The sequence below is a fragment of the Pseudomonas sp. FG29 genome (genome assembly GCF_057809355.1).
Map to the genome: position 1 here is coordinate 1 of NZ_JBMDJU010000003.1, position 23,944 is coordinate 23,944.

A 23,944-nucleotide genomic window follows, 5' to 3' on the forward strand; every position below is an offset into this window, starting at 1 on the left:
AACTGTTACCCATGTGCTTGAACCGATTTGTCACCTATGTGGGTGAGTCGTACCCCGGCAAGACCTTTTGGTTCCTTTTGGGGCGTTTGCCAAAAGGAACTCGCCCGAGGGGGCGAAACAAGATGGTTCAGGTAATGCCAGAGCGGCGCCGAAGTACAGAGCCTGAAACGCCCGAGTGGCTGCAAGCTCTTTCGCGGCTGAAGCCGCTCCCACAGGGTTATCTTCCGGCAACCACCTGCCCTGCCCGTGACAACGGCTATGGATGTTTCGCGGTTTCCGCTTACGCCTTGCAAGCAGCATAGGGGAGCGGTTCGGTGCAGGGTCTGAAACGTCCAAGTGGCTGCCGGTTCTTTCGCGGCTGAAGCCGCTCCCACAGGCTTATCTTCCGGCAACCATCTGTCCTGCCCGTGACAACGGCTATAGACGTTTCGCTGCTTCCGCTTACGCCTCGCAAGCGGCATAGGGGATGCGGTTCGGTGCAGGAACTGAAACGTCCGAGTGGCTGCCAGTTCTTTCGCGGCTGAAGCCGCTCCTACAGGGGTTCCGGTGTCTGCCTCGGCATCACGCGGCAGCAACGAAAAAGGCCGGTCTTGCGACCGGCCTTTTCATTCAACACCTCAGCTCACTCAGCCATTGCTGGGGAAGGCGAACTGCGCCGCTTCGTGGCTCTTGCGCGCCGGCCAGCGCTGGGTGATGGCCTTCTTGCGGGTGTAGAAGCGCACACCGTCAGGGCCGTAGGCATGCAGGTCACCGAACAGCGAGCGCTTCCAGCCGCCGAAGCTGTGGTAGCTGACCGGCACCGGCAGCGGCACGTTGACGCCGACCATGCCCACTTCGATCTCGTCGCAGAACAGCCGCGCCGCTTCACCGTCGCGGGTGAAGATGCAGGTGCCGTTGCCGTACTCGTGATCGTTGATCAGTTGCATGGCCTCTTCCAGGCTGCCGACACGGACGATGCACAGCACCGGGCCGAAGATTTCGTCGGTGTAGATGGTCATCTCCGGGGTCACCTTGTCGAACAGGGTGCCGCCGACGAAGAAGCCGTTTTCGTTGCCCGGCACCACCAGGTTACGACCGTCGACCACCAGCTTGGCGCCCTGCGCCACGCCGGCGTCGATGTAGCCCTTGACCTTGTCGCGCGCGGCGGCGGTGACCAGCGGGCCCATGTCCAGGCCGCAGGAGGTGCCGGCGCCGATCTTCAGCGCCTGGATCTGCGGGACGATCTTCTCCACCAACGCATCGGCGATCTGGTCGCCCACGCACACGGCCACGGAGATGGCCATGCAGCGCTCGCCGCAGGAGCCGTAGGCCGCGCCCATCAGCGCGCTGACGGCGTTGTCCAGGTCGGCATCGGGCATCAGTACGGCGTGATTCTTGGCGCCGCCGAGGGCCTGCACGCGTTTGCCGCGCTTGGTGCCTTCGCTGTAGATGTATTCGGCGATCGGCGTCGAGCCGACGAAGCTCAGGGCCTTGACCTCAGGCGCTTCGATCAGGCCGTCGACCGCGTCCTTGTCGCCGTTGACCACGTTGAGCACGCCCTTGGGCAGGCCGGCCTGGTTCAGCAGTTCGGCGATGAACAGGGTGGAGCTGGGGTCGCGCTCGGACGGCTTGAGGATGAAGCAGTTGCCGCAGACGATGGCCAGCGGATACATCCACAGCGGCACCATGGCCGGGAAGTTGAACGGGGTGATGCCGGCGACCACGCCGACCGGCTGCAGGTCGGTCCAGGCGTCGATGTTCGGGCCAACGTTGCGGCTGTATTCGCCCTTGAGAATTTCCGGGGCAGCGCAGGCGAATTCGACGTTCTCGATGCCACGCTTGAGTTCGCCGATGGCGTCCTCGATGGTCTTGCCGTGCTCGGCGCTGATCAGCGCGGCGATTTCGTTCTCGTTCTGCTCCAGCAGTTGCTTGAAGCGGAACATGATCTGCGCGCGCTTGGCCGGCGGGGTGTTGCGCCAGGCTGGGAAAGCGGCCTTGGCGGCGTCGATGGCCAGTTGCAGGGTGGCGCGGTCGGCCAGGCCGACCTGGGTGGTGGAGTCGCCGGTGGACGGGTTGAATACCGGAGCGGTGCGGCCGGTGCCAGCAACCAGTTCGCCGTTGATCAGGTGCTTGATTGTGCTCATTAGGTGCTCTGCTCGCTAAAACGGAAAGGGTTGGCGTTACCTGGGCCACCTGCGCGGCCCAGGACTCATGATGTTTTCAACTCGATCTCGATGAAGGCCACTTCGTGATCGCATGGATTGATGACGTTGTGCTCGGTGCCGATCTGCCGGGTGTAGCTCTGGCCCAGCACCAGTGGCGCACGCCGCTCGCCTTCAGGCGTCTCCAGCAGCAGTTCGCCGTTGGTGACCGGCACCACGACGTACTCCATACCGTGGCGATGCCAGCCGGTCTCGGCACCGGGGGCGAAGCGCCACTCGGTGACGACGACCTTGTCGGTATCGAGCTGAACCGTGGCGACAGCCTTCGCGCGCTCGCTCATCAGGCGATCCCGTTGAGGGCGTCACCGACAGCGTTGAATACGCGGTCGAGGTCTTCGATCTTGGCGTTGAAGGTTGGGCCGAACTGCAGGGTGTCGCCGCCGAAGCGCACGTAGAAGCCAGCCTTCCACAGGGCGATACCCGCCTCGTACGGGCGGATCACCGCATCGCCGTCACGCGGGGCGATCTGCAGGGCGCCGGCCAGGCCGCAGTTGCGAATATCGACCACGTGCTTGGCACCTTTCAGGCCATGCAGGGCGGCCTCGAACTTGGGTGCCAGCTCGGCGGATTGCTGGATCAGGTTCTCGCGCTTGAGCAGCTCCAGCGTCGCCAGGCCGGCGGCGCAGGCGACCGGGTGCGCCGAGTAGGTGTAGCCGTGGGTGAACTCGATCATGTGCTCCGGCGACGGCTGCTGCATGAAGGTGGTGTAGACCTCGCTGCTGGCGATTACCGCGCCGAGCGGGATGGCGCCGTTGGTGATCTGCTTGGCGACGTTCATCAAGTCCGGAGTGACGCCGAAGTATTCCGCGCCGCTCCACTTGCCCATACGGCCGAAGCCGGTGATGACTTCGTCGAAGATCAGCAGGATGTTGTGCTGGGTGCAGATTTCGCGCAGGCGCTGCAGGTAGCCCACCGGCGGCACGATGGCGCCAGCGGAGCCGGACATCGGCTCGACGATGACGGCGGCGATGTTGGAGGCGTCGTGCAGCTCGATCAGCTTGAGCAGTTCGTTGGCCAGCTCCACACCGCCGGTTTCGGCCATGCCCTTGGTGAAGGCCAGGTGCGGCTGCAGGGTGTGCGGCAGGTGGTCGGCGTCCATGAACTGGCCGTACATCTTGCGGTTACCGCCGATGCCGCCGAGCGAGGTGCCGGCGATGTTGACGCCGTGGTAGCCACGGGCGCGGCCAATGAACTTGGTCTTGGCCGGCTGACCTTTGAGGCGCCAGTAGGCTTTGGCCATTTTCACGGCGGTGTCGGCGCACTCGGAGCCGGAGCCGGTGAAGAAGACGTGGTTGAGTTCGCCTGGCATCAGGTCGGCGATCTGCTCGGCCAGTTTGAACGACAGCGGGTGACCATGCTGGAAGCCCGGCGAGTAATCGAGGGTGCCGAGCTGCTTGGCCACGGCCTCCTGAATTTCCTTGCGCGAGTGGCCGGCGCCGCAGGTCCAAAGGCCGGACAGGCTGTCATAGACCTTGCGCCCGGTATCGTCGGTCAGCCAGTTGCCTTCGGCGGCCACGATCAAACGTGGGTCGCGCTGGAAGGCGCGATTGGCGGAGAACGGCATCCAGTGCGCATCCAGCTTGAGCTGGCTGGCCAGGGACGGGGTTGCGGTCTGCGGCATGTTCATCGGGGTGGCCTCGGCAGTGGCGGCGTGATCAGGGGCAATGTGGGAGGGGCTTTAGCCGCGACTGTCGCCGCTGAAGCGCCTCCCACAGATACAACGTCTGTTGCCAGCAAAGGTGCCACGGGCATAGAGTCAGTAAAACAGTACTCTTCTTATCTTCAGTTCAAGGTTTACTAAACAAATGAGCAGCCGCCGTCCCGATACGCTGGCCCAGGTCAGCGACTTTGAAATCCGCCTGCTCAAGCTGTTTCGCAGCGTGGTGGAATGCGGCGGTTTTTCTGCGGCGGAAAGCGCCCTGGGGATCGGCCGCTCGGCCATCAGCCAGCAGATGAGCGATCTGGAGCAACGCCTCGGCCTGCGCCTGTGTCAGCGCGGCCGCGCCGGTTTCGCCCTGACCGAGGAAGGCCACGAGGTGTACCAGAGCACCCTGCAACTGCTGGCGGCGCTGGAGAGTTTTCGCACCGAGGTCAACGGCCTGCACCAGCACCTGCGCGGCGAGCTGAACATCGGCCTGACCGACAACCTGGTGACCATCCCGCACATGCGCATCACCAACGCCCTGGCGCGCCTCAAGGTGCAGGGGCCGGACGTGCGCATCAATATCCGCATGACGCCGCCTTCGGAGGTGGAACAGGGCGTGCTCGATGGCCGCCTGCACATCGGCGTGGTGCCGCAGGTCGGCGCCCTCTCCGGACTGGAGTACCAGGCGCTGTACGACGAGCGCTCGCTGCTTTACTGCGCGGTCGGCCACCCGCTGTTCTACGTCGACGACCAGCAGCTTGAAGATGAGAGGCTGAACGCTCAGGAAGCCATCGCCCCGACCTTCCGCCTGCCGCCCGAGGTGCAGAGCCACTACCAGGCACTGAACTGCACGGCCAGCGCCTCGGATCGCGAAGGCATGGCCTTCCTTATTCTCACCGGGCGCTATATCGGCTACCTGCCCGATCATTACGCCCAGGCCTGGGTGCAACAGGGCCGCCTGCGCGCGCTCAAGGCCAGCAGCCGCTATTACGACATCAACCTGGCGGCGGTGACGCGCAAGGGACGGCGCGCGCACCTGGTGCTGGAGAGCTTTCTCGAGACCCTGGCCGAGGCCTGAGCCTCGCACCAGCACAGGGCAACGCGCTGCAAAAAAGTGCAGCGCGCCCGGCAAGATCACTGCCGCATACAAAAGCGCGGTAGATCGTATCCAAAGCGTCCCGCGCATTGCGCCGCATCGATATAAAAACTGATCACCTGGACAGCTTCTTGCATTCGCGCCGTCAGCCGCTGCCGCCACCCCATAACCGGCAGCCCGACTCGACTCCCTGCCCCCTCCCGCAGGCCCACCGCGAGAATGCCATGAGTACCCAAGACACTCCCCACTCCGACCTGATCTATGGCCTGGATGATCGCCCGGCGCCGCTGCCGGCGTTTTTCGCCGCGCTGCAGCATGTGCTGGCCTGCTTCGTCGGCATCGTCACGCCGACGCTAATCATCGGCGGTGTGCTCGGCCTGCAGGAGCAACTGCCCTACCTGATCAGCATGGGTTTGATGGTGTCCGGGGTCGGCACGCTGATCCAGGCGCGCCGCCCATTCGGCATCGGTGCTGGGATGATCTGCGTGCAGGGCACCAGCTTCGCTTTCCTCAGCGCCGTGCTGGCGGCAGGCATGCTGGTCAAGGCGCGTGGCGGCAGCCCGGACGAGATTCTGGCGATGATCTTCGGCGTGTGTTTCTTCGGCGCCTTCATTGAGATGGTGCTGAGCCGCTTCATCGGTCGTTTGCAGCGTATCGTCACGCCGCTGGTGACCGGCATCGTCATCACCATCATCGGCATCAGCCTGATCAAGGTCGGCATCACCGACCTCGGTGGCGGCGTCAAAGCCGAGCACTTCGGCGCCCCGGCCAATCTGGCGCTGGGCGCCCTGGTGCTGGTCAGCATCATCGTGCTCAACCGCCTGAGTAATCCCTGGCTGCGCCTGTCGGCCATCATCATCGGCCTGCTGCTGGGCTCGCTGGTGGCCTGGCTGAGCGGCGTGCTGGTACCCAAGGCATTGCCGGATCTGCCACTGCTGAGCCTGCCGATCCCCTTTCGCTACGGTTTTGCCTTCGACTGGATGGCCTTCGTGCCGGTGGCGCTGATCTACCTGATCACCGCCATCGAAACCACAGGCGACCTGACCGCCAATTGCATGATCTCGCGCCAGCCGATCAAGGGCCCGCAGTACCTCGAACGCATCAAGGGCGGCGTGTTCGGCGATGGCGTCAGTTCGCTGATCGCCGCCGTGTTCAACACCTTCCCCAACACCACCTTCAGCCAGAACAACGGCGTGATCCAACTCTCCGGCGTGGCCAGCCGGCATGTCGGCTACTACATCGGCGCGCTGCTGATCGTGCTCGGGTTGTTCCCCGTACTGGGTGCGGTACTGCAGCAGATTCCCAAGCCGGTGCTGGGTGGCGCCACGCTGGTGATGTTCGGCACCGTGGCCGCCGCCGGCATCCGCATCCTCGCGCAGGCGCCGATGGATCGACGCAGCCTGCTGATCATGGCCACCAGCTTCGGCATCGGCCTGGGCATTTCCAGCCAGCCGGATCTGCTGAGCCAGATGCCCATCCTGGTGCAGAACGTGTTCGGTTCGGCCATCACCAGCGGCGGCCTGACCGCCATCCTGTTGAACCTGCTGCTGCCGCTGGAGCGCACCACAGCGCGGGCATGATGGCGCCATGGTTGGTCAATCCAACGTCGCCGGATTAATGACGGCAAGCTTCTTGCTGGCAACTGGCCAGAGCGTCGTTCACGGCGCTCGCCATCACCCAGGCGGTGCTCGTCTCGTCGTCAGGCGCCGTCATGTTTTCCAGGATTCCGAGGGGCCATGATGTTTTTCTTCAAACCGGTTCTGACCTTGATGAACCGCGCCCGCTACGCCCAGAAATTCCTGCTGATCTTCGCCGTGTTCATGCTGCCCTACTGCTGGCTGTCGACCAGCAAGCTGCTGGATGTCAGCCAGGTGCTGGAAGCTTCGCGCCATGAGCTGCAGGGCCTGAAGACACTGGAGCACTACCTGCCCGTCTACCGCCAGGCCCTGGAGATGGCAAGCATGCAGGTGGTCGGTTACGCCCGCATCAAGGACGACGCCAAGCAGGCCATCGAGCGCCAGACCCAAGCCTACCGGCAGCAGAGCCAGGCCCTCGACGCCTGGCTGCAGAACGGCCCGTTCGCCGACTTCGCCCTGGCCGACAGCGCCAACGGCGTAGAGCCGAACAAGCAGATCTCAGTGCAGGGCCTGAGCTCGCAGATGATGGAGCATGGCCGCTTCCTCAACGTGCTGACCGCCAACATGCGTGAAATCGCCGCCGTCTCGCGCCTGAGCCAGGACAGCGATCCGCGCGTCTACCGCAACCTCGACCTGCTGCTCAACGAGCTGCTGCCGCTGTACGAAACGCTCAATCAGACGCGCGCCTTCGCTGGCTACATGACGGCGTACGGCTTCCTCGAATCCTCGTCGCGGCCGACCATCATCAATCAGCTCAGCAGCCTCTCGCTCTATGCCGACAAGGCCCAGGGCAAGGGCAATGCCCAGGCGCGCCAGTTGATCGGCGAGGCCGCCAGCGCCGCCGCAGAGCGCTACAAACGCGAGATCGTCGACACCTACACACGCAGCGGTTACTTCGACCAGAAAGCGGTCGAGCAATGGTTGCAGCGCTACGATGCCTACGCGCCACAGATGGCCAGCCTCGACCAGGCCAGCCAGGTGCTGTTCGAGGACACCACCGCGCTGCTGCAGGCCCGCGCCGACGCCAACCTGCGGGCGCTGCTGCTGTGGGCCGGTACTCTGACCCTGGTCGTGGCGCTGCTGCTGTACCTGTTCATCGGCTTCTACCTGTCGGTGCGTGGCGCCATCCGCGACCTGACCAGCGCCACCCGGCGCATGGCCGAAGGTGATCTGCGCCAGCCGGTGAGCACCGCCGCCCGCGACGAACTGGGCGACCTGGCCAAGGACTTCAACGACATGCAGGCACGCATGCGCCAGCTCATCACCGAAGTGGTGCGCTTCTCGGAGACCACCCTGGGCAAGGCGCAGAGCGTTGCCGAAAGTGCCTCCACCAGCCAACGCAGTGTCGAACGACAGGCCAGCGAGCTGGAACTGATCGCCACCTCGATGAGCGAGCTGGTGAGCAACGTGCAGGAGGTCAGCCAGAACTCCCACGTCACCGCCGACAAGGCCAACACCGCCGGCGAGAAGTGCCGCGAGGGTCGCGTGCAGGTCGATCACGCCGTGGCGCGGATCAACCAGCTATTCACCGAGATGGATGAATCCATCGGTGCCATCACCTCGGTGGAGAAGGAAAGCCAGGAGATCGTCAAGGCGGTCGACCTGATCAAGAGCGTCGCCGAGCAGACCAACCTGCTGGCGCTCAATGCCGCCATCGAAGCGGCGCGTGCCGGCGAGCAGGGCCGAGGTTTTGCCGTGGTCGCCGACGAGGTGCGCAGCCTGGCGATACGCTCGCATGAGCTGACCGGCGAGATCGACCAGACCATCGGCCGCCTGCGCCAGCAGGTCGGCAATGCGGTGAAGACCATTCGCGGTAGCCACCAGAGCGCGGCGCAAAGCGTCGAGCAGGTGACGCTCACAGCGAATATCTTCGAGGCCATCACCGGTAGCATGGATCAGATCATCGATCACAATATCCAGATCGCGTCGGCCGCCGAGCAGCAGGCAGCGGTGGTACAGGGCGTGGAACAGAACACCCTGGAAATCAAGACGCTGAGCGAGAGCAACGCCCACGAGGCGCAGAGCACGGTACACGTCAGCGACGAGCTGAGCGGCATGACCCGTGACCTGCACGGGCTGATCGCTGCGTTCAGAGTCTGACGGCCGTACGGTTTTCCTGCCCCAACGCTTGTCACCCATGCGGCGCTGGGGTATCAGTGCACTCGCGCCGCCCCCTGATCAGTCCGGAAACGTCCATGACCTTTGAAGTCCACGCTCACACCGCCAACGGCAAACCTGCCGGTCGCATCCGCCAGAAGAACGAGGAGGCCATCATCAAGGCCGCCGAAGAAGAGTTCGCCCGGCACGGCTTCAAGGGCACCAGCATGAACACCATCGCGCAGAACGTCGGCCTGCCCAAGGCCAATCTGCACTACTACTTCAACAACAAGCTGGGGCTGTACCTGGCGGTGCTGAGCAACATCCTCGAACTGTGGGACAGCACCTTCAACAATCTGACCGCCGATGACGACCCGGCCGAAGCGCTGGAGCGCTACATCCGCGCCAAGATGGAGTTCTCCCGCCGTCAGCCGAAAGCCTCGCGCATCTTCGCCATGGAAGTGATCAGCGGCGGCGAATGCCTGTCGCAATACTTCAACCAGAACTACCTGGACTGGTTCCGTGGCCGCGCCGCCGTGTTCGAAGCCTGGATCGCCGCCGGCAAGATGGACGCCGTCGACCCCATGCACCTGATCTTCCTGTTGTGGAGCAGCACCCAGCACTACGCCGACTTCGCCTCGCAGATCTGCCGCGTCAAACAGTGCTCGCGCCTGACCAAGCAGGACTTCGAGGAAGCCGCCGACCAACTGGTGCACATCATCCTCAAGGGCTGCGGCCTGACGCCTGCAAACAAGGCTTCATAAGGGCGTCATATTCGCCCACTAGGCTGCCTCCACCTGTTGAGGAGAGCAGCCCTGATGGACAACAACCAAGAACTGACTGACCTGCAACGCCTGGTACTGAGCCGGCGTCGTTTCATCGGCACCGGCGCCCTGGCCGGCGCGGCCCTGTTCCTTGCCGGCAGCCCGCTGGGCCGCAGCGCCCTGGCCAATGCCATCAGCGCCAGCCCGCTGCTCGGCTTCGACAACATCGCCGCCAGTACCGCCGACACCATCACCCTGCCGCCAGGCTATCGCTTCGACGTGCTGATCAGTTGGGGCCAGCCGTTGCATGCTGACTCCACGCCCTATCGCGGCGACGGCAGCCACAACGCCAAGGAGCAACTCGGCCAGTTCGGCGAGAACAACGACGGCATGAGCTTCTTCCCCTGGCCGGGCGACGCCAACCGCGCGCTGATGGCGATCAACAACGAATACTGCAACTACCAGTACCTGCTGCAGCACGGCAAGCCGCCGCAGTCGCTGGACGACGTGCGCAAGGCCCAGGCTGCCGTTGGCGTCACCGTCATCGAGGTCAAACGTGATGCTGGCGGCGCCTGGCAGTTCGTCCAGGGCTCGCCGTACAACCGCCGCGTGCATGCCAACCTGGCCATGGAAATCAGCGGCCCGGCGCGTGGCCATGAGCTGATGAAGACCAAAGCCGATCCGTCCGGCATCGAAGTGCTCGGCACCTTCCAGAACTGCTCCAGCGGCATGACGCCCTGGGGCACCTACCTGACCTGTGAAGAGAACTTCACCGACTGCTTCGGCAGCACCGATGCCAAGCTGGCCCTGAGCCCGGCGCTCAAGCGCTACAGCGTCAACCTCGAAGGCGCCAGCGACAACCGTTGGCACCTGTTCGATGAGCGCTTCGACATCTCGCGCCATCCCAACGAGGTCAACCGCCACGGCTGGATCACCGAGATCGACCCGTTCGACCCAGACTCCAAGCCGATCAAGCGCACCGCGCTGGGCCGCTTCAAGCACGAGAACGCCGCCCTCACCGAAACCCGCGACGGCCGCGTGGTGGTGTACATGGGCGACGACGAGCGCGGCGAGTTCATCTACAAGTTCATCAGCCGTGACCGCCTCGACAAGCGCAACCCCAAGGCCAACCGCCACCTGCTCGATCATGGTGATCTGTACGTCGCCCACCTCGGCGGCGACGCCCAGCAGCCGCGCGGCGAAGGCAAATGGATCAAGCTCAGCTTCGGCGCCAACGGCCTGACCGCCGAGAACGGCTTCAGCGACCAGGGCGACGTGCTGATCCGCGCCCGCGCCGCCGGCAGCCACGTGGGCGCCACGCGCATGGATCGCCCGGAGTGGATCGCCATCAGCCCGAAAGATGGCCAGGTCTATTGCACCCTGACCAACAACGTCAAACGCGGCAACGAAGACCAGCCGGTGGACGGCGCCAACCCACGCGCCAACAACGTCTACGGGCAAATCCTGCGCTGGCGTGAAGCCGGTGACGACGCCGCTGCCGAGCGTTTCACCTGGGATCTGTTCGTGGTCGCCGGCAACCCCGTAGTGCACCCCGGCACGCCCAACGCCGGCTCGGCCAACGTCAACGCCGACAACATGTTCAACAGCCCCGATGGCCTCGGCTTCGACAAGGATGGCCGGCTGTGGGTGCTCACCGATGGCAACTACGGTGACAGCGGCGACTTCGCCGGCATGGGCAATAACCAGATGCTCTGCGCCGACCCGGTCAGCGGCGAGATCCGCCGCTTTCTGGTCGGCCCGCGCGGCTGCGAGATCACTGGTCTGGCCTTCGCCCCGGATCAACGCACGATGTTCGTTGGTGTGCAGCATCCGGGCGAAGACGGCAAGTCCAGCTTCCCGGATCACCGCGACGGCATGCGCCCGCGTTCCTCGGTGGTGATGATCCGCCGCGACGACGGTGGTGTGATCGGCGCCTGATAGCGAGCGCAATGAATGAGCGCCCGCCAGGCTTATACTGGCGGGCGTTTTCATTTGCAGACCCGGTTGCCATGCCCAGTACCCTGCTCGGCCCTTGCGAGTATCGCGAGGAAATCCGCAAGAGCCGCTTCCTCGCCCTCGCCGCCCCGGTGGCCAACGCCATCGAGGCTCAGGCCTTTATCGAACGTCACAGCGACCTGGCCGCCTCGCACAACTGCTGGGCGTGGAAGGTCGGCAACCAGTACCGCTTCAACGACGACGGCGAACCCGGCGGCACCGCTGGCCGGCCCATCCTCGCCGCCATCGAAGGGCAGGACTGCGACCAGGTGGCGGTGCTGGTGATCCGCTGGTACGGCGGCATCCAGCTCGGCACCGGCGGCCTGGCCCGCGCCTACGGCGGCAGTGCGGCCAAATGCCTGCAAGCAGGCGAGCGCCGCGAACTGATCGTGCGCCAGGCCTTCACTTGCCATTTGCAGTTCGCCGAACTGCCGCTGTTCAAGGCGCGCCTGCACGACTTCGACAGCCTGATCGAAGGCGAAGACTACGACGCCACCGGCGCCCGCCTGCACCTGGCCGTAGCGCCTACCGAGCGCGCAGAGCTGGAACGCCTGCTGGGCGATATCAGCCGTGGCCGCGAGAGCCTGAGCGCAGCTGAGTGACAGGTTGAGTGCGCTATGCTGACGTGTCCTTTTAATCCCTCAGGAGCCTGACATGACTGCGCCTCGATCCATCCTGATCATTGGAGCCTCACGCGGCCTCGGCCTTGGCCTGGCCAGTGAATTCGCCACCCAGGGCTGGGCCGTCACCGCCACCGTGCGCAGCGCCGCACAACAAGCGCCGCTGCAAGAGCTCGGCGCGCGCGTGGAACAACTGGAAATGACCGACCCGGCCAGCCTGGAACAACTCGCCGGCCGCCTGAACGGTCAGTTATTCGACGTCATCTTCGTCAACGCCGGTGTCGCCGGCCCCGACCACCACAGCACCGCCCAGGCCACGGCCGAAGAAATGGGCCAGCTGTTCCTGACCAATGCCGTCGCCCCGCTGCGCGTGGCCGAACGCCTGCTGCCGAACCTGAACGCCGAGCACGGGCTGATCGTATTCATGAGCTCGATTCTCGGCAGCATCGAGACTGGCGCCGGCATGGGCATGCCGCTGTACGGCGCCAGCAAGGCCGCGCTCAACCACCTCGTGCAGTGCTTCGTGCGTGGCCAGGACAACCCAAAACTCGGTGTACTGCTGATGCACCCGGGCTGGGTACGCACCGACATGGGCGGCGCCAACGCCCCGCTGGATATCGACAGCAGTTGCAAGGGCATGGTCGAACAGGTCAGCACCGCCGTCGGCCATCCGGGCCTGCGCTATCTCGACTACCAGGGCAATCTGCTGCCCTGGTAAGCATCGCCGTTCGATATCGGCCCGCGCCAGGCGGGCCGTACAGCTCTGCAGGAGAACAACAACGATGGAAGTTAGTATCGGTAATGACCCGGAGTTGATCCGCTTGGCTCAAGGTATCCGCTATCAGGTCTTCACCTGTGAACAACGGATTCCCGAAGAGTTGGATCTTGATGGATTGGATGAGACGTCCTTCCATGCGCTGGCAACAGAACAGGGTGAGCCTATTGCCACTGCCCGACTCACACTGAGAGAGGATGGGGCTTCTACCCTGGCCAGGGTGGCGGTCAGTGAGGCTTATCGGAGCGCAGGAGTTGCTTCGGCCGTTGTCCGGGCATTGATGCAGCATGCGCAAGAGATAGGCGCCACCTCCATTGAACTGCATGCCCACAGCCACCTGAAAGGCTATTACGAAAAGTTTGGGTTTGAGTTCATCAAAGAAGTTGAAATCGTCGGCGAACATCAACTCATTGAAATGCGGCGCCAACTCGCACGCACGTAGCGGCGTAAGGCGATAGCTCCCAGGCGCTAGTGTGAGGGCCATGCCGCCTCTCTACCGGGCCGGATAGGCTGTCGCCATTTCGCGGCAGCATGCGCAGCCAGAGAATACGTATACTTTGCGTGCTTCAAACACTCGCCGGACGCGAGCCTCCCACCACCGTCAATCGGAACCAGGTCAATGGACAACCTGTATAAGCCTCCCAAAGCCGAACTGCTGGACGAACAATCGCCCTCCCGTAACGCCTTCTTCGTTACCTCAGAGAACAAACTCTACCTGCTGAATTTCGCCACCTTTGGCCTGTACTCTCTTTACTGGTTCTACAAGCAGTGGGACAGCCAACGCGCCGCGATGCTGCCGCAACACATCATGCCGGCGGCACGTTCGCTCTTTCAGATTTTCTACACCCACTCGCTGTGCCGCCTGATCAGCGAGCACCAGCGACGCCAGGGGCTGGGATCTTGGGATTATTCGGGCACTGCCTGGCTCTATGTCCTGTTGCTCTTCGTCACCAATGGCCTGTCACGGGTGGATATCCAGAACAGTGCTCTCGACCTGCTGCTATTGCTCGGCTGCGTAATGGCGCCAGCCTTTCCTCTGGCGCAGATCCAGCGACAGGCCAACCAGGCCAGCGGTGATGAGGATGGGCAGAGCAATGCACGGATCAGCGGCCAGAACCTGCTGTTCATCATTCCCTGCGCCTTGCTGTGGATACTGGCTGTGGTGGGCATCTTTATCTGACGCCCGAATACAGTCAGTGCAGTTTTAGGGTGGATTGAGCGCAGTAAAAACCCTCATGACCACACCACTTGGGTATCGCGGCGCTTAATCCAGGCGACCTGCCGCCGGAAGGTCAGTCGCCTGGCTGGGGCGTCGCGCACCACATAAGGCTTTAGAACTGCGAATCACGGCTGAAGCCGCGCCTACACGAGTGCCGCCCACAACGTAGTAGCCGCACGCGCAAATACGGTGCATCTGCCACTGCGCACGCAGGAGCGCGCACCAATGGTGGGCGCCAAAACACTCGTGGTCGTAGGCGAGCCTCGTGCCAGCGCATTTTCTGACTCCATGGCCAGGTTTTTGCTTTAGCCCCGCTCAGTTCTATTCATGAGCGTTTTCCATGTCTGCCTCACCCGACTCCCCACGCTTGCAGCTCACTGCCATCAGCAAGCAGTACCCCGGCTGCCTGGCCAACGACCGTATCGACCTGGCCATCGCCCCCGGCGAGATCCGCGCCCTGCTCGGCGAGAACGGCGCTGGCAAGAGCACGTTGATGAAGATCATCTACGGCGTCACGCAACCCAGCAGCGGCGAGATTCGCTGGCAGGGTCAGGCCTTGAAGATGCGTGACCCGGCCATGGCGCGCAGCCTGGGTATCGGCATGGTGTTCCAGCATTTCTCGCTGTTCGAGACGCTGACCGTGGCCGAGAACATCGCCCTGGCCATGGGCGCGGAGGCCGGCACGCCCAAGCAGCTTGAGCCGAAGATTCGCGAGGTGTCGCAGCACTACGGCATGGCGCTGGAGCCAACCCGGTTGGTGCACAGCCTGTCCATCGGCGAACGCCAGCGGGTGGAGATCGTCCGTTGCCTGATGCAGGACATCCAACTGCTGATCCTCGACGAACCCACCTCGGTACTCACCCCGCAGGAGGCCGATGAGCTGTTCGTCACCCTGCGCCGCCTGGCCGCCGAGGGCTGCAGCATTCTGTTTATCAGCCACAAGCTGGGCGAGGTGCGCGCGCTGTGCCAGAGCGCCACGGTGCTGCGTGGCGGCCGGGTGTCCGGCCATTGCGTACCGGCCGAATGCTCGGATCTGGAGCTAGCGCGACTGATGGTCGGCGATGCCGAGGGGCTGGAGAGCACTTACCCGAAAGTCAGCGGCGGCCTGCCACGGCTGCGTGTCGATGACCTGAGTTGGCATAACCCCGATCCGTTCGGCTGCTCGCTGGAACGCATTCGTCTGGAGGTGCGCAGCGGCGAGATCGTCGGCATCGCCGGCGTGGCTGGCAATGGTCAGGACGAGCTGCTGGCCCTGCTCAGCGGCGAAACCCGCCTGCCGCGTGGCGAACGCGAGCGGGTCAGCCTGGATGCCGCGCCTGTGGCCAATCTGCACCCGGATGTACGACGCGCTCTGGGCCTGGCCTTCGTCCCCGCCGAACGCCTCGGCCATGGCGCGGTGCCGGAGATGAGCCTGGTGGACAACGCTCTGCTCACCGCCTTCGGCCAGGGCTTGGTCAAGGGTGGGCTGGTGCAACGCGGCAAGGTGCGGGCTCTGGCCGAGCAGATCATCCAACGCTTCGCGGTGAAGACGCCGGATGCCGACACCGCTGCACGCAGCCTGTCCGGCGGCAATCTGCAGAAATTTATCCTGGGCCGGGAAATCCTGCAGAACCCGAAACTGCTGGTGGCCGCGCACCCGACCTGGGGCGTGGACGTTGGCGCCGCTGCGGCCATCCACCGCGCGCTGATCGCCCTGCGCGATGCCGGCGCGGCGATCCTGGTGATCTCCGAAGACCTCGACGAGCTGTTCCAGATCAGCGACCGCATCGGCGCGCTGTGCAGCGGGCGGCTGTCGCCGCTGGCCGAGACCGCGCAGGTATCCACCGTGGAAGTCGGCCGCTGGATGGCCGGTGAATTCGATCAACCCGCCGCTGCTGCGGCCTGCTGACGGAGCCCGTCATGCTGTTATCCCTGGAACCGCGCGGCCAGGAGTCGCGCCCCATGCTCTGGCTGTCGCCGCTGTTGGCCGCCGTGCTGACGCTGCTCAGCGGCATGCTGCTGTTCACCCTGCTCGGCCATGACCCGCTGGAAACCCTGCACACCCTGCTCATCGCCCCGGTCAGTGACTGGTACGGTGTGTCCGAACTGCTGGTCAAGGCGCTGCCGATCCTGCTCTGCGCCCTGGGCCTGGCGGTGGCCTACCAGGCGCGTATCTGGAACATTGGCGCCGAAGGCCAGTTGCTGATCGGCGCCCTGGCCGGCAGCGCCATGGCCCTACAACTGATCGACTGGGAAAGCCGCTGGGCGCTGGCCTGGGTAGTGCTGGCCGGCACCGCTGCCGGTGCGTCCTGGGCCGGGCTGACCGCCTGGCTGCGCACCCAATTCAATGCCAACGAAATCCTCACCAGCATCATGCTCAACTACATCGCGCTGAACCTGCTGCTGTTCTTCGTGCATGGCCCACTGAAGGATCCAGCCGGTTTCAACTTCCCCGAGTCGGCGATGTTCGGCGATGCCAGCCGCCTGCCACTAGTCAGCGAGGACGGGCGCCTGCACGGCGGCCTGTACCTGGCGCTGCTGGCCCTGGTGGCGGTGTGGGTGCTGCTGCACAAGAGCTTTCTCGGCTTCCAGATCAAGGTGCTCGGCCTGGACAAGCGCGCCGCTGGTTTCGTCGGTTTTCGCGAGAAGCGCCTGGTGTGGTTCGCCCTGCTGGTCAGCGGCGCCCTGGCCGGTCTGGCCGGCGTCGGCGAAGTGGCCGGCCCCATCGGCCAACTGGTGCCGCAGGTCTCGCCCGGCTACGGCTATGCGGCGATCACCGTGGCCTTTCTCGGTCGTCTCAACCCGCTCGGCATCGTCGCCGCCAGCCTGCTGATGGCGCTGCTCTACCTAGGCGGCGAGAACGCACAGATGAACCTCAATCTGCCGCAGGCAATCACCCAGTTGTTCCAGGGGATGATGCTGTTCTACCTGCTGGCCTGTGACGTGCTGATCCTCTACCGGCCCCGGCTGAAGTGGAAATGGGCGAAACGCGAGCGCCTCGCTGAAGCGACCACCTGACTGAGGGAGGTGCTTTAGCCGCGACAAAAGCTCGCCGCTGAAGCGCCTCCCACAAAGCGCATGAATGCAAAGGAATCCCCATGGATCTCGATCTGTTGACCAATATCTTCTACGCCATGGCCCGCACCGGCACCCCGCTGCTGCTGGTGGCCCTGGGCGAGCTGGTGTGCGAGAAGAGCGGCGTGCTCAACCTCGGCCAGGAAGGCATGATGCTGTTCGGCGCGGTGATCGGCTTTATCGTCGCCTTCAGCACCGGTAGCCTGTGGCTGGGGGTGCTGCTGGCGATTGCCGCGGGCATGCTGTTGTCGCTGCTGTTCGCCGCCGTGGCGCTGGGCTTCAACGCCAACCAGGTGGCCACCGGGCTGGCCCTGACCATCTTCGGCGTCGGCCTTTCCACCTTCGTCGGCGCTGCCTGGGTTGGCAAGCCGCTGACCGGCTTCGAGCCCACCGTCATCCCGCTGCTGTCCGACATCCCACTGATCGGGCGCATGCTGTTCGCCCAGGATGTGCTGATCTACCTATCCTTCGCCCTCTTCGCGCTGGTGGCCTGGGTGCTGCTGAAAAGCCGCATCGGCCTGATCATCCAGGCCGTCGGCGAGAACCCGGACGCAGCCAGCGCCATGGGTCTGCCGGTGCTGCGCGTGCGGACTCTGGCGGTGCTGTTCGGCGGCGCCATGGCGGGCCTGGCGGGCGGTTACCTGTCGCTGGCCTACACGCCGATGTGGGCGGAGAACATGACCGCAGGGCGCGGCTGGATCGCCCTGGCGCTGGTGGTGTTCGCCAGTTGGCGCGTATTCCGTGTGCTGCTCGGCGCCTACCTGTTCGGCCTGGCCAGCATCCTCCACCTGGTGGCGCAGGGCATCGGCCTGTCGATTCCGTCGAACCTGCTAGCCATGCTGCCCTATGTCGCCACCATCGTGGTGCTGGTGCTGCTCTCGCGCGATGCGATCAAGACCCGGCTGTATGCGCCGGTGTCGCTGGGCCAGCCTTGGCAGCCGGGGCATTGAGGCTTAGCAGTTAATTAGTCGCGGCTGAAGCCCCTCCCACAGTGCCACACGCCCCCCGTGGGCGGGCTTCTGTGGGAGGGGCTTCAGCCGCGACAAGCTTTTTTCGGCTATACCTTTGTCACACCCTGATCGGTAGGCAAAGGAATGCCCCACTCATCCAGCTTGCGTGTCGGCCGTTTCTCGGAGCCGCAGCGTATCTACCTACTCACCGCAACGACAGAAGGCCGTAAAACACTGTTCACGGAATTCGCGCTTGCCCGCCTGGTCGTTGCCGAACTCAAAGCCACCCAGCAAGACGGCCTTGCTGATTCACTAGCCTGGGTGCTCATGCCGGATCACCTGCACTGGCTGGTCGCCTTGCAACAAGGCTCGATCAGCGACCTGATGCGGCGCATCAAGGGGCGCAGCGCCAAGCGAATCAACGCGTTGGTCGGCCATCAGGGAAAGCTCTGGCAGGATGGTTTTCATGACCGTGCGCTGCGCCGCGAAGAAGATGTTCTACCTGCCGCGCGTTACATAGTCGCCAATCCCTTGAGGGCGGGCCTGGTCTGCCGGGTTGGCGATTATCCATTGTGGGATTCGGTGTGGCTCTGAGATTGGGAGGGTCGCGGCTGAAGCCCCTCCCACAAAAGCCGATGCCACGGCGTCACATAACACCGTGGGAGGGGCTTTAGCCGCGACAGTTTTATTGCTCCTGATTTCTGAGTCAGCTACCTTCCCCAACACGTCGGACTCCGACGCACCTGGATCAGCAGACAGGGTCAACACTGAGCTGGCTTACCTGATATCAACCTCAGAGGAGCCTGCTCATGGCAGTTACCCGGATCTGGATCAAGAATCCCCTCGCCATCTTCACCGCCAACGACCTGGACGCTTCCGGCGGCCTGGTGATCGAGGATGGCTGCATCGTCGAAGTGCTCGGCGCCGGCCAGCAACCTGCCGCGCCCTGCCAGCAAGTGTTCGATGCCCGCGAGCACGTGGTGCTGCCGGGGCTGATCAATACCCACCATCACTTCTACCAGACCCTCACCCGCGCCTGGGCGCCGGTGGTCAATCAGCCGCTATTCCCCTGGCTGAAAATGCTCTACCCGGTCTGGGCACGCCTCACCCCAGAGAAACTGGCCCTGGCCAGCAAGGTGGCGTTGGCCGAGCTGTTGCTGTCCGGCTGCAGCACGGCTGCCGATCACCATTACCTGTTCCCCGGTGGCCTGGAGAATGCCATCGACGTGCAGGTAGAGGCAGTACGCGAACTGGGCATGCGCGCCATGCTCACTCGCGGTTCGATGAGCCTGGGCGAGGCCGACGGCGGCCTGCCACCGCAGCAAACGGTGCAGCAGGGTGAGGTAATCCTGGCGGACAGCCTGCGTCTGATCGGCCAGTACCACCAGCGCGGCGACGGCGCGCAGATCCAGATCGCCCTGGCGCCCTGCTCGCCCTTCTCGGTGACTCAGGACATCATGCGCCAGAGCGCCGAACTGGCCGAAGAGCTGGACGTGCGCCTGCATACTCACCTGGCCGAAACCCTCGACGAGGAAGACTTCTGCCTGCAGCGCTTTGGCCTGCGCACCGTGGATTACCTGGACAGCGTCGGCTGGCTCGGCCCGCGCACCTGGCTGGCCCATGGCATTCATTTCAACCCCGACGAGATCACCAGCCTGGGCGCTGCCGGCACCGGCATCTGTCATTGCCCCAGCTCCAACATGCGCCTGGCTTCGGGCATATGCCCCAGTGTCGAGCTGGAAGCCGCCGGTGCGCCGCTGGGCCTGGGTGTCGATGGCTCGGCCTCCAACGATGCCTCGAACATGATCCTCGAGGCGCGCCAGGCGCTGTACATCCAGCGCCTGCGCTACGGCGCCGAGCAGATCACCCCGCAACGCGTGCTTGGCTGGGCCACGCGCGGTTCGGCGCGCCTCTTGGGGCGTAGCGACATCGGCGAGCTGGCGGTGGGTAAGCAGGCCGACCTGGCGCTGTTCAAGCTCGATGAGCTGCGTTTCTCTGGCAGCCACGACCCTATCGCCGCGCTGCTGCTGTGCGGCGCTGATCGTGCCGACCGGATGATGATTGGTGGCACCTGGCGCGTCATCGACGGGCAGATCGAGGGGCTGGACGTGGCACAACTGATCGCCGATCACCGTCAGGCGGCGCGTGAGCTGATCGCGGGCTGAAATCCGCTAACTGCCTGAGTCGCGGCTAAAGCCCCTCCCACAAAAATAGCGCCGACCTGTGGGAGGGGCTTCAGCCGCGACTGTCGTTTCATCAATGCGAGCCCAGGAGCAACGCACCACAACACGGCACGCCATAGCAACGCGCACCAATCCAGCTCCAGCATCGAGCCAGACCGCTAGGCAGAACGGCAGCAGTGCGCCTATCTGTCCTGTTGGTCAGCTTTTTGCAGTCATGGGATCAGCCAACCAACAGCTATCCCAAACACAAGACTGGAGTTCCACCGACCATGTTCGAGAAGAGCAAGAAACCGCTGCTGCGCACCCTCGTCGCCGCCCTGGGCTTTGGCGCCATGCTCAGCGCCTCCGCCGCCGATCCGCTTAAGGTCGGCTTCGTCTACATCGGTCCCATCGGCGACCACGGCTGGACTTACCAGCACGAGCAGGGCCGGCAGATGCTGATGAAGGAAATGGGCGACAAGGTCAGCACCAGCTTCGTCGAGAACGTGCCGGAAGGCGCCGACGCCGAGCGGGTGATCCGCAACATGGCCAAGAGCGGTTTCGACCTGATCTTCACCACCTCCTTCGGTTACATGAACCCGACGATCAAGGTGGCCAAGCAGTTCCCCAAGGTGACCTTCGAACACGCCACCGGCTACAAGCAGGACAAGAACGTCGGCACCTACCTGTCGCGCTCCTATGAGGGCCGCTACGTTGGCGGCTTCCTCGCGGCGAAGATGACCAAGACCAAGAAGGTCGGCTACATCGCCTCCTTCCCGATCCCCGAGGTGATCCGCGACATCAACGCCATCCAGCTGGCGCTGGACAAGTACAACCCCGGCACCGAGATCAAGGTGGTGTGGGTCAACACCTGGTTCGATCCGGGCAAGGAGTCCGACGCCGCCAACGCACTGATCGACCAGGGCGTGGACGTGATGTTCCAGCACACCGACAGCCCGGCACCGATCCAGACCGCCGAGCGTCGCGGTATCTACTCCGTCGGCTACGCCTCGGACATGGCTCACTTCGGGCCGAAAGCCGTGCTCACCTCCATCGTCAACGACTGGGGCCCGCACTACATCAAGTCCACCCAGGCGGTGCTCGACGGCACCTGGAAATCCGAAGATTTCTGGGGCGGTCTGGCCGAGGACACCATCGAACTGCCGATCAGCGATCTGGTGCCTGCCGACGTGAAGAGCGAGGCAGAGCAGATCATCGCCGACATTCGCAGCGGCAAGTTCCACCCCTTCACCGGCCCGATCAAGGATCAGAGCGGCGCGGTGCGCATCGCCGATGGCGTGAGCGCGACCAATGCCGAGCTGGCCTCGATGAACTACTACGTGGAAAACGTGAAGGCCGAAATGCCGAAGTAAACGGTTGGCGGGTTGCACCCGCCCTACGGGCAGAACATTGTGGGAAGGGCTTTAGCCGCGATGATTTAGTCTGTAGGGCGGGTGCAACCCGCCACCAAGCCAATACCGATGCCGTCCCTGCTATTGGCAGAACCGCATCAAGGGGATCTCATCCGAGGTCTCTTTCCGCTGCCCTGGGTACGAGAAGACTCGCAGCAACGCCCACCCGAGGCTCAACATGAACGCATTACCCATCATCGATATAGCCCCGCTCTACAGTAACGACGCTTCGGCCTGGCCGGCCGTGGCCGAGCAGATCGACAACGCCTGCCGCACCTGGGGCTTTTTCTATATCGTCGGCCACCCCATCAGTGATGAGCGCATCGACGCCCTGCTCAGCGCCGCGAAAACCTTCTTCGCAACGCCCGCCGAGGAAAAACTCAAAATCGATATCACCCAGACCGCTCACCATCGCGGTTATGGTGCCATCGCCACCGAGCAACTCGACCCGAGCAAGCCGAGCGACCTGAAGGAAACCTTCGACATGGGTTTCCATATGCCGGCTGATCACCCCGAGGTGCTGGCCGGCAAACCCTTGCGTGGGCCGAACCGTCACCCGGACATACCCGGCTGGGCCGAGCTGATGGAAGCCCACTACGCCGACATGCAGGATCTGGCCAAGACTCTGCTGCGCGCCATGGCCATGGCGCTGGACATCGAGCACGACTTCTTCGACGCACGCTTTCATGAGCCGATCAGCGTGCTGCGCATGATCCACTACCCGCCGCGCCACACCGCCAGCAGCGCCGAGCAACAGGGCGCCGGCGCGCACACCGATTATGGCTGCGTCACCCTGCTCTATCAGGACGACGCCGGTGGCCTGCAGGTTCGCGCGCGCAGTGGCGAGTGGATCGATGCGCCGCCGATTGCCGGCAGTTTCGTGGTCAATATCGGCGACATGATGGCGCGCTGGAGCAACGACCGTTACACCTCAACGCCGCACCGGGTGATCAGCCCGCTGGGGGTGGATCGCTACTCCATGCCCTTCTTCGCCGAACCACACCCGGACACGCTGATCGACTGCCTGCCGAACTGTTCCAGCGCGGACAACCCGGCCAAGTACACACCAGTGACCAGTGCCGAGTACCTGCTGTCGCGCTTCGCCGATACCTATGCCTATCGGCGCGAGGAGGCACAAGGCTGATTGCCGCGTAGGGTGGATGACGCCTTTTTCATCCACCGCTTCAGCATCGGAGCCGGCACATCGGTGGACATGAAACGCGATGTCCACCCTACGCAGCCGGCCAGGTGGCGCAGCATGATCCTGTCCGAGCGGTTAAACTTTGCCGATCCCCAAGCCTGATAACGAGAACCCGACCATGCCCGAATGGCTCAACGCCCTGCCCAAGGCCGAACTGCACCTGCATCTGGAGGGCTCGCTGGAGCCCGAGCTGCTGTTCGCCCTGGCCGAACGCAACCAGATCGCCCTGCCCTGGGCTGACGTCGAGACCCTGCGCGCGGCCTATGCCTTCAACAACCTGCAGGAGTTTCTCGACCTGTATTACGCCGGTGCCAATGTGCTGCGCACCGAGCAGGACTTCTACGACCTGACCTGGGCTTACCTGCAACGCTGCAAGGCGCAGAACGTCATTCACGTCGAACCCTTCTTCGACCCGCAGACTCACACCGACCGTGGCATTCCCTTCGAGGTGGTGCTGCGCGGCATTCAGCAGGCGCTGTTAGATGGTGAGAAGCAACTGGGCATCAGCCACGGCCTGATCCTCAGTTTCCTGCGTCACCTGCCCGAAGAAGAGGCGTTCAAGACCCTGGAGCAGGCCATGCCGTTTCGCGATGCCTTTATCGGCGTCGGCCTCGACAGTTCGGAAAAGGGCTTCCCGCCGCGTCTGTTCGAGCGGGTATTCGCCAAGGCGCGCAGCGAAGGTCTGCACGCCGTCGCGCATGCCGGCGAGGAAGGCCCGCCCGAGTACATCTGGGAGGCGCTGGATCTGCTCAAGATCAAGCGCATCGACCACGGCGTGCGTGCCATCGAGGACGAGCGGCTGATGCAACGCATCATCGACGAGCAGATTCCGCTGACCGTCTGCCCGCTGTCGAACATCAAGCTGTGCGTGTTCGAGCAGATGAGCCAGCACAACATCCTCGAGATGCTCGAACGCGGCGTGAAGGTGACGGTGAACTCGGACGACCCAGCCTACTTCGGCGGCTACGTCGGCGAGAACTTCGAAGCCTTGCACGAGCACCTGGGCATGACCGAAGCCCAGGCCAAACGCCTGGCGCAGAACAGCCTGGACGCGCGCCTGGCCTGACCATCGCCCGCGGCATACCACCGATCCATCGGTGGATTACAGAGGCATGC

At 64.0% G+C, this 23,944-nt stretch carries 20 protein-coding genes and 1 pseudogene; 18 read left to right on the plus strand and 3 right to left on the minus strand.

Annotated elements, in window-relative coordinates; translation table 11 throughout:
• Nucleotides 1-626: 626 nt before the first annotated feature.
• The 3 genes from ACODS1_RS05260 to aptA form a co-directional block, all read right to left on the minus strand.
• Nucleotides 627-2,123 carry a CoA-acylating methylmalonate-semialdehyde dehydrogenase gene (locus tag ACODS1_RS05260; RefSeq protein WP_489084813.1) on the minus strand — a complete coding sequence of 499 codons (1,497 nt, stop codon included), beginning with the start codon at nucleotides 2,121-2,123 and terminating at the stop codon, nucleotides 627-629.
• 65 nt (nucleotides 2,124-2,188) lie between these two features.
• Complete coding sequence (locus tag ACODS1_RS05265) at nucleotides 2,189-2,482, minus strand: cupin domain-containing protein (RefSeq protein WP_322980133.1); 294 nt, start codon at nucleotides 2,480-2,482, stop codon at nucleotides 2,189-2,191.
• On the minus strand, nucleotides 2,482-3,828 hold the full coding sequence (gene aptA, locus ACODS1_RS05270) for an omega-aminotransferase AptA (RefSeq protein WP_489084814.1): 1,347 nt from the start codon (nucleotides 3,826-3,828) through the stop codon (nucleotides 2,482-2,484). Before aptA ends, ACODS1_RS05265 begins: the two co-directional genes overlap by 1 nt.
• 178 nt (nucleotides 3,829-4,006) lie before the next feature.
• Between aptA and ACODS1_RS05275 the strand changes: the two genes are divergently transcribed.
• The 18 genes and pseudogenes from ACODS1_RS05275 to ACODS1_RS05360 all read left to right on the plus strand — a co-directional run bounded on the left by ACODS1_RS05275 (nucleotide 4,007) and on the right by ACODS1_RS05360 (nucleotide 23,894).
• Nucleotides 4,007-4,924, plus strand: a complete 918-nt coding sequence (locus tag ACODS1_RS05275) for a LysR family transcriptional regulator (RefSeq protein WP_489084815.1) — start codon at nucleotides 4,007-4,009, stop codon at nucleotides 4,922-4,924.
• 242 nt (nucleotides 4,925-5,166) lie between these two features.
• Nucleotides 5,167-6,522, plus strand: a complete 1,356-nt coding sequence (locus ACODS1_RS05280) for a nucleobase:cation symporter-2 family protein (protein WP_489084816.1) — start codon at nucleotides 5,167-5,169, stop codon at nucleotides 6,520-6,522.
• Between the two features lie 1,008 nt (nucleotides 6,523-7,530).
• A pseudogene (locus ACODS1_RS05285) lies at nucleotides 7,531-7,824 on the plus strand (HAMP domain-containing protein); the annotation flags it as partial.
• Nucleotides 7,825-7,965: 141 nt separating this feature from the next.
• The gene (locus ACODS1_RS05290) at nucleotides 7,966-8,679 is read left to right on the plus strand and encodes a methyl-accepting chemotaxis protein (protein ID WP_489085015.1); all 714 of its coding nucleotides are present in this window, start codon (nucleotides 7,966-7,968) and stop codon (nucleotides 8,677-8,679) included.
• 95 nt (nucleotides 8,680-8,774) lie between these two features.
• Entirely contained in the window at nucleotides 8,775-9,440 is a 666-nt protein-coding gene (locus tag ACODS1_RS05295) for a TetR/AcrR family transcriptional regulator (RefSeq protein WP_322980138.1), read from the plus strand.
• Nucleotides 9,441-9,494: 54 nt separating this feature from the next.
• Nucleotides 9,495-11,378, plus strand: coding sequence for a PhoX family protein (locus ACODS1_RS05300; RefSeq protein WP_489084817.1), 1,884 nt, complete (start codon nucleotides 9,495-9,497; stop codon nucleotides 11,376-11,378).
• 71 nt (nucleotides 11,379-11,449) lie between these two features.
• Nucleotides 11,450-12,037, plus strand: a complete 588-nt coding sequence (locus ACODS1_RS05305; RefSeq protein WP_489084818.1) for an IMPACT family protein — start codon at nucleotides 11,450-11,452, stop codon at nucleotides 12,035-12,037.
• Nucleotides 12,038-12,089: 52 nt separating this feature from the next.
• Nucleotides 12,090-12,773, plus strand: a complete 684-nt coding sequence (locus ACODS1_RS05310; RefSeq protein WP_489084819.1) for an SDR family oxidoreductase — start codon at nucleotides 12,090-12,092, stop codon at nucleotides 12,771-12,773.
• 64 nt (nucleotides 12,774-12,837) lie between these two features.
• Nucleotides 12,838-13,272 carry a GNAT family N-acetyltransferase gene (locus ACODS1_RS05315; protein WP_489084820.1) on the plus strand — a complete coding sequence of 145 codons (435 nt, stop codon included), beginning with the start codon at nucleotides 12,838-12,840 and terminating at the stop codon, nucleotides 13,270-13,272.
• Nucleotides 13,273-13,449: 177 nt separating this feature from the next.
• Complete coding sequence (locus ACODS1_RS05320) at nucleotides 13,450-14,010, plus strand: MFS transporter permease (RefSeq protein WP_489084821.1); 561 nt, start codon at nucleotides 13,450-13,452, stop codon at nucleotides 14,008-14,010.
• A gap of 379 nt (nucleotides 14,011-14,389) precedes the next feature.
• Nucleotides 14,390-15,937: an ABC transporter ATP-binding protein gene (locus ACODS1_RS05325; RefSeq protein ID WP_489084822.1), complete on the plus strand. Its 1,548-nt coding sequence runs from the start codon at nucleotides 14,390-14,392 to the stop codon at nucleotides 15,935-15,937.
• Nucleotides 15,938-15,948: 11 nt separating this feature from the next.
• Nucleotides 15,949-17,046, plus strand: a complete 1,098-nt coding sequence (locus ACODS1_RS05330; RefSeq protein ID WP_489084823.1) for an ABC transporter permease — start codon at nucleotides 15,949-15,951, stop codon at nucleotides 17,044-17,046.
• A gap of 80 nt (nucleotides 17,047-17,126) precedes the next feature.
• Nucleotides 17,127-18,053 carry an ABC transporter permease gene (locus tag ACODS1_RS05335; protein WP_489084824.1) on the plus strand — a complete coding sequence of 309 codons (927 nt, stop codon included), beginning with the start codon at nucleotides 17,127-17,129 and terminating at the stop codon, nucleotides 18,051-18,053.
• A gap of 144 nt (nucleotides 18,054-18,197) precedes the next feature.
• Nucleotides 18,198-18,647, plus strand: coding sequence for an REP-associated tyrosine transposase (locus ACODS1_RS05340; protein WP_489084825.1), 450 nt, complete (start codon nucleotides 18,198-18,200; stop codon nucleotides 18,645-18,647).
• Nucleotides 18,648-18,862: 215 nt separating this feature from the next.
• Entirely contained in the window at nucleotides 18,863-20,218 is a 1,356-nt protein-coding gene (locus tag ACODS1_RS05345) for an 8-oxoguanine deaminase (protein WP_489084826.1), read from the plus strand.
• Nucleotides 20,219-20,505: 287 nt separating this feature from the next.
• Nucleotides 20,506-21,588 (plus strand): BMP family ABC transporter substrate-binding protein, encoded by a 1,083-nt coding sequence (locus ACODS1_RS05350; RefSeq protein WP_489084827.1) that lies wholly within the window; start codon nucleotides 20,506-20,508, stop codon nucleotides 21,586-21,588.
• A gap of 217 nt (nucleotides 21,589-21,805) precedes the next feature.
• The gene (locus ACODS1_RS05355) at nucleotides 21,806-22,771 is read left to right on the plus strand and encodes a 2-oxoglutarate and iron-dependent oxygenase domain-containing protein (RefSeq protein WP_489084828.1); all 966 of its coding nucleotides are present in this window, start codon (nucleotides 21,806-21,808) and stop codon (nucleotides 22,769-22,771) included.
• A gap of 175 nt (nucleotides 22,772-22,946) precedes the next feature.
• Nucleotides 22,947-23,894 (plus strand): adenosine deaminase, encoded by a 948-nt coding sequence (locus ACODS1_RS05360; RefSeq protein ID WP_489084829.1) that lies wholly within the window; start codon nucleotides 22,947-22,949, stop codon nucleotides 23,892-23,894.
• Nucleotides 23,895-23,944: the final 50 nt, after the last annotated feature.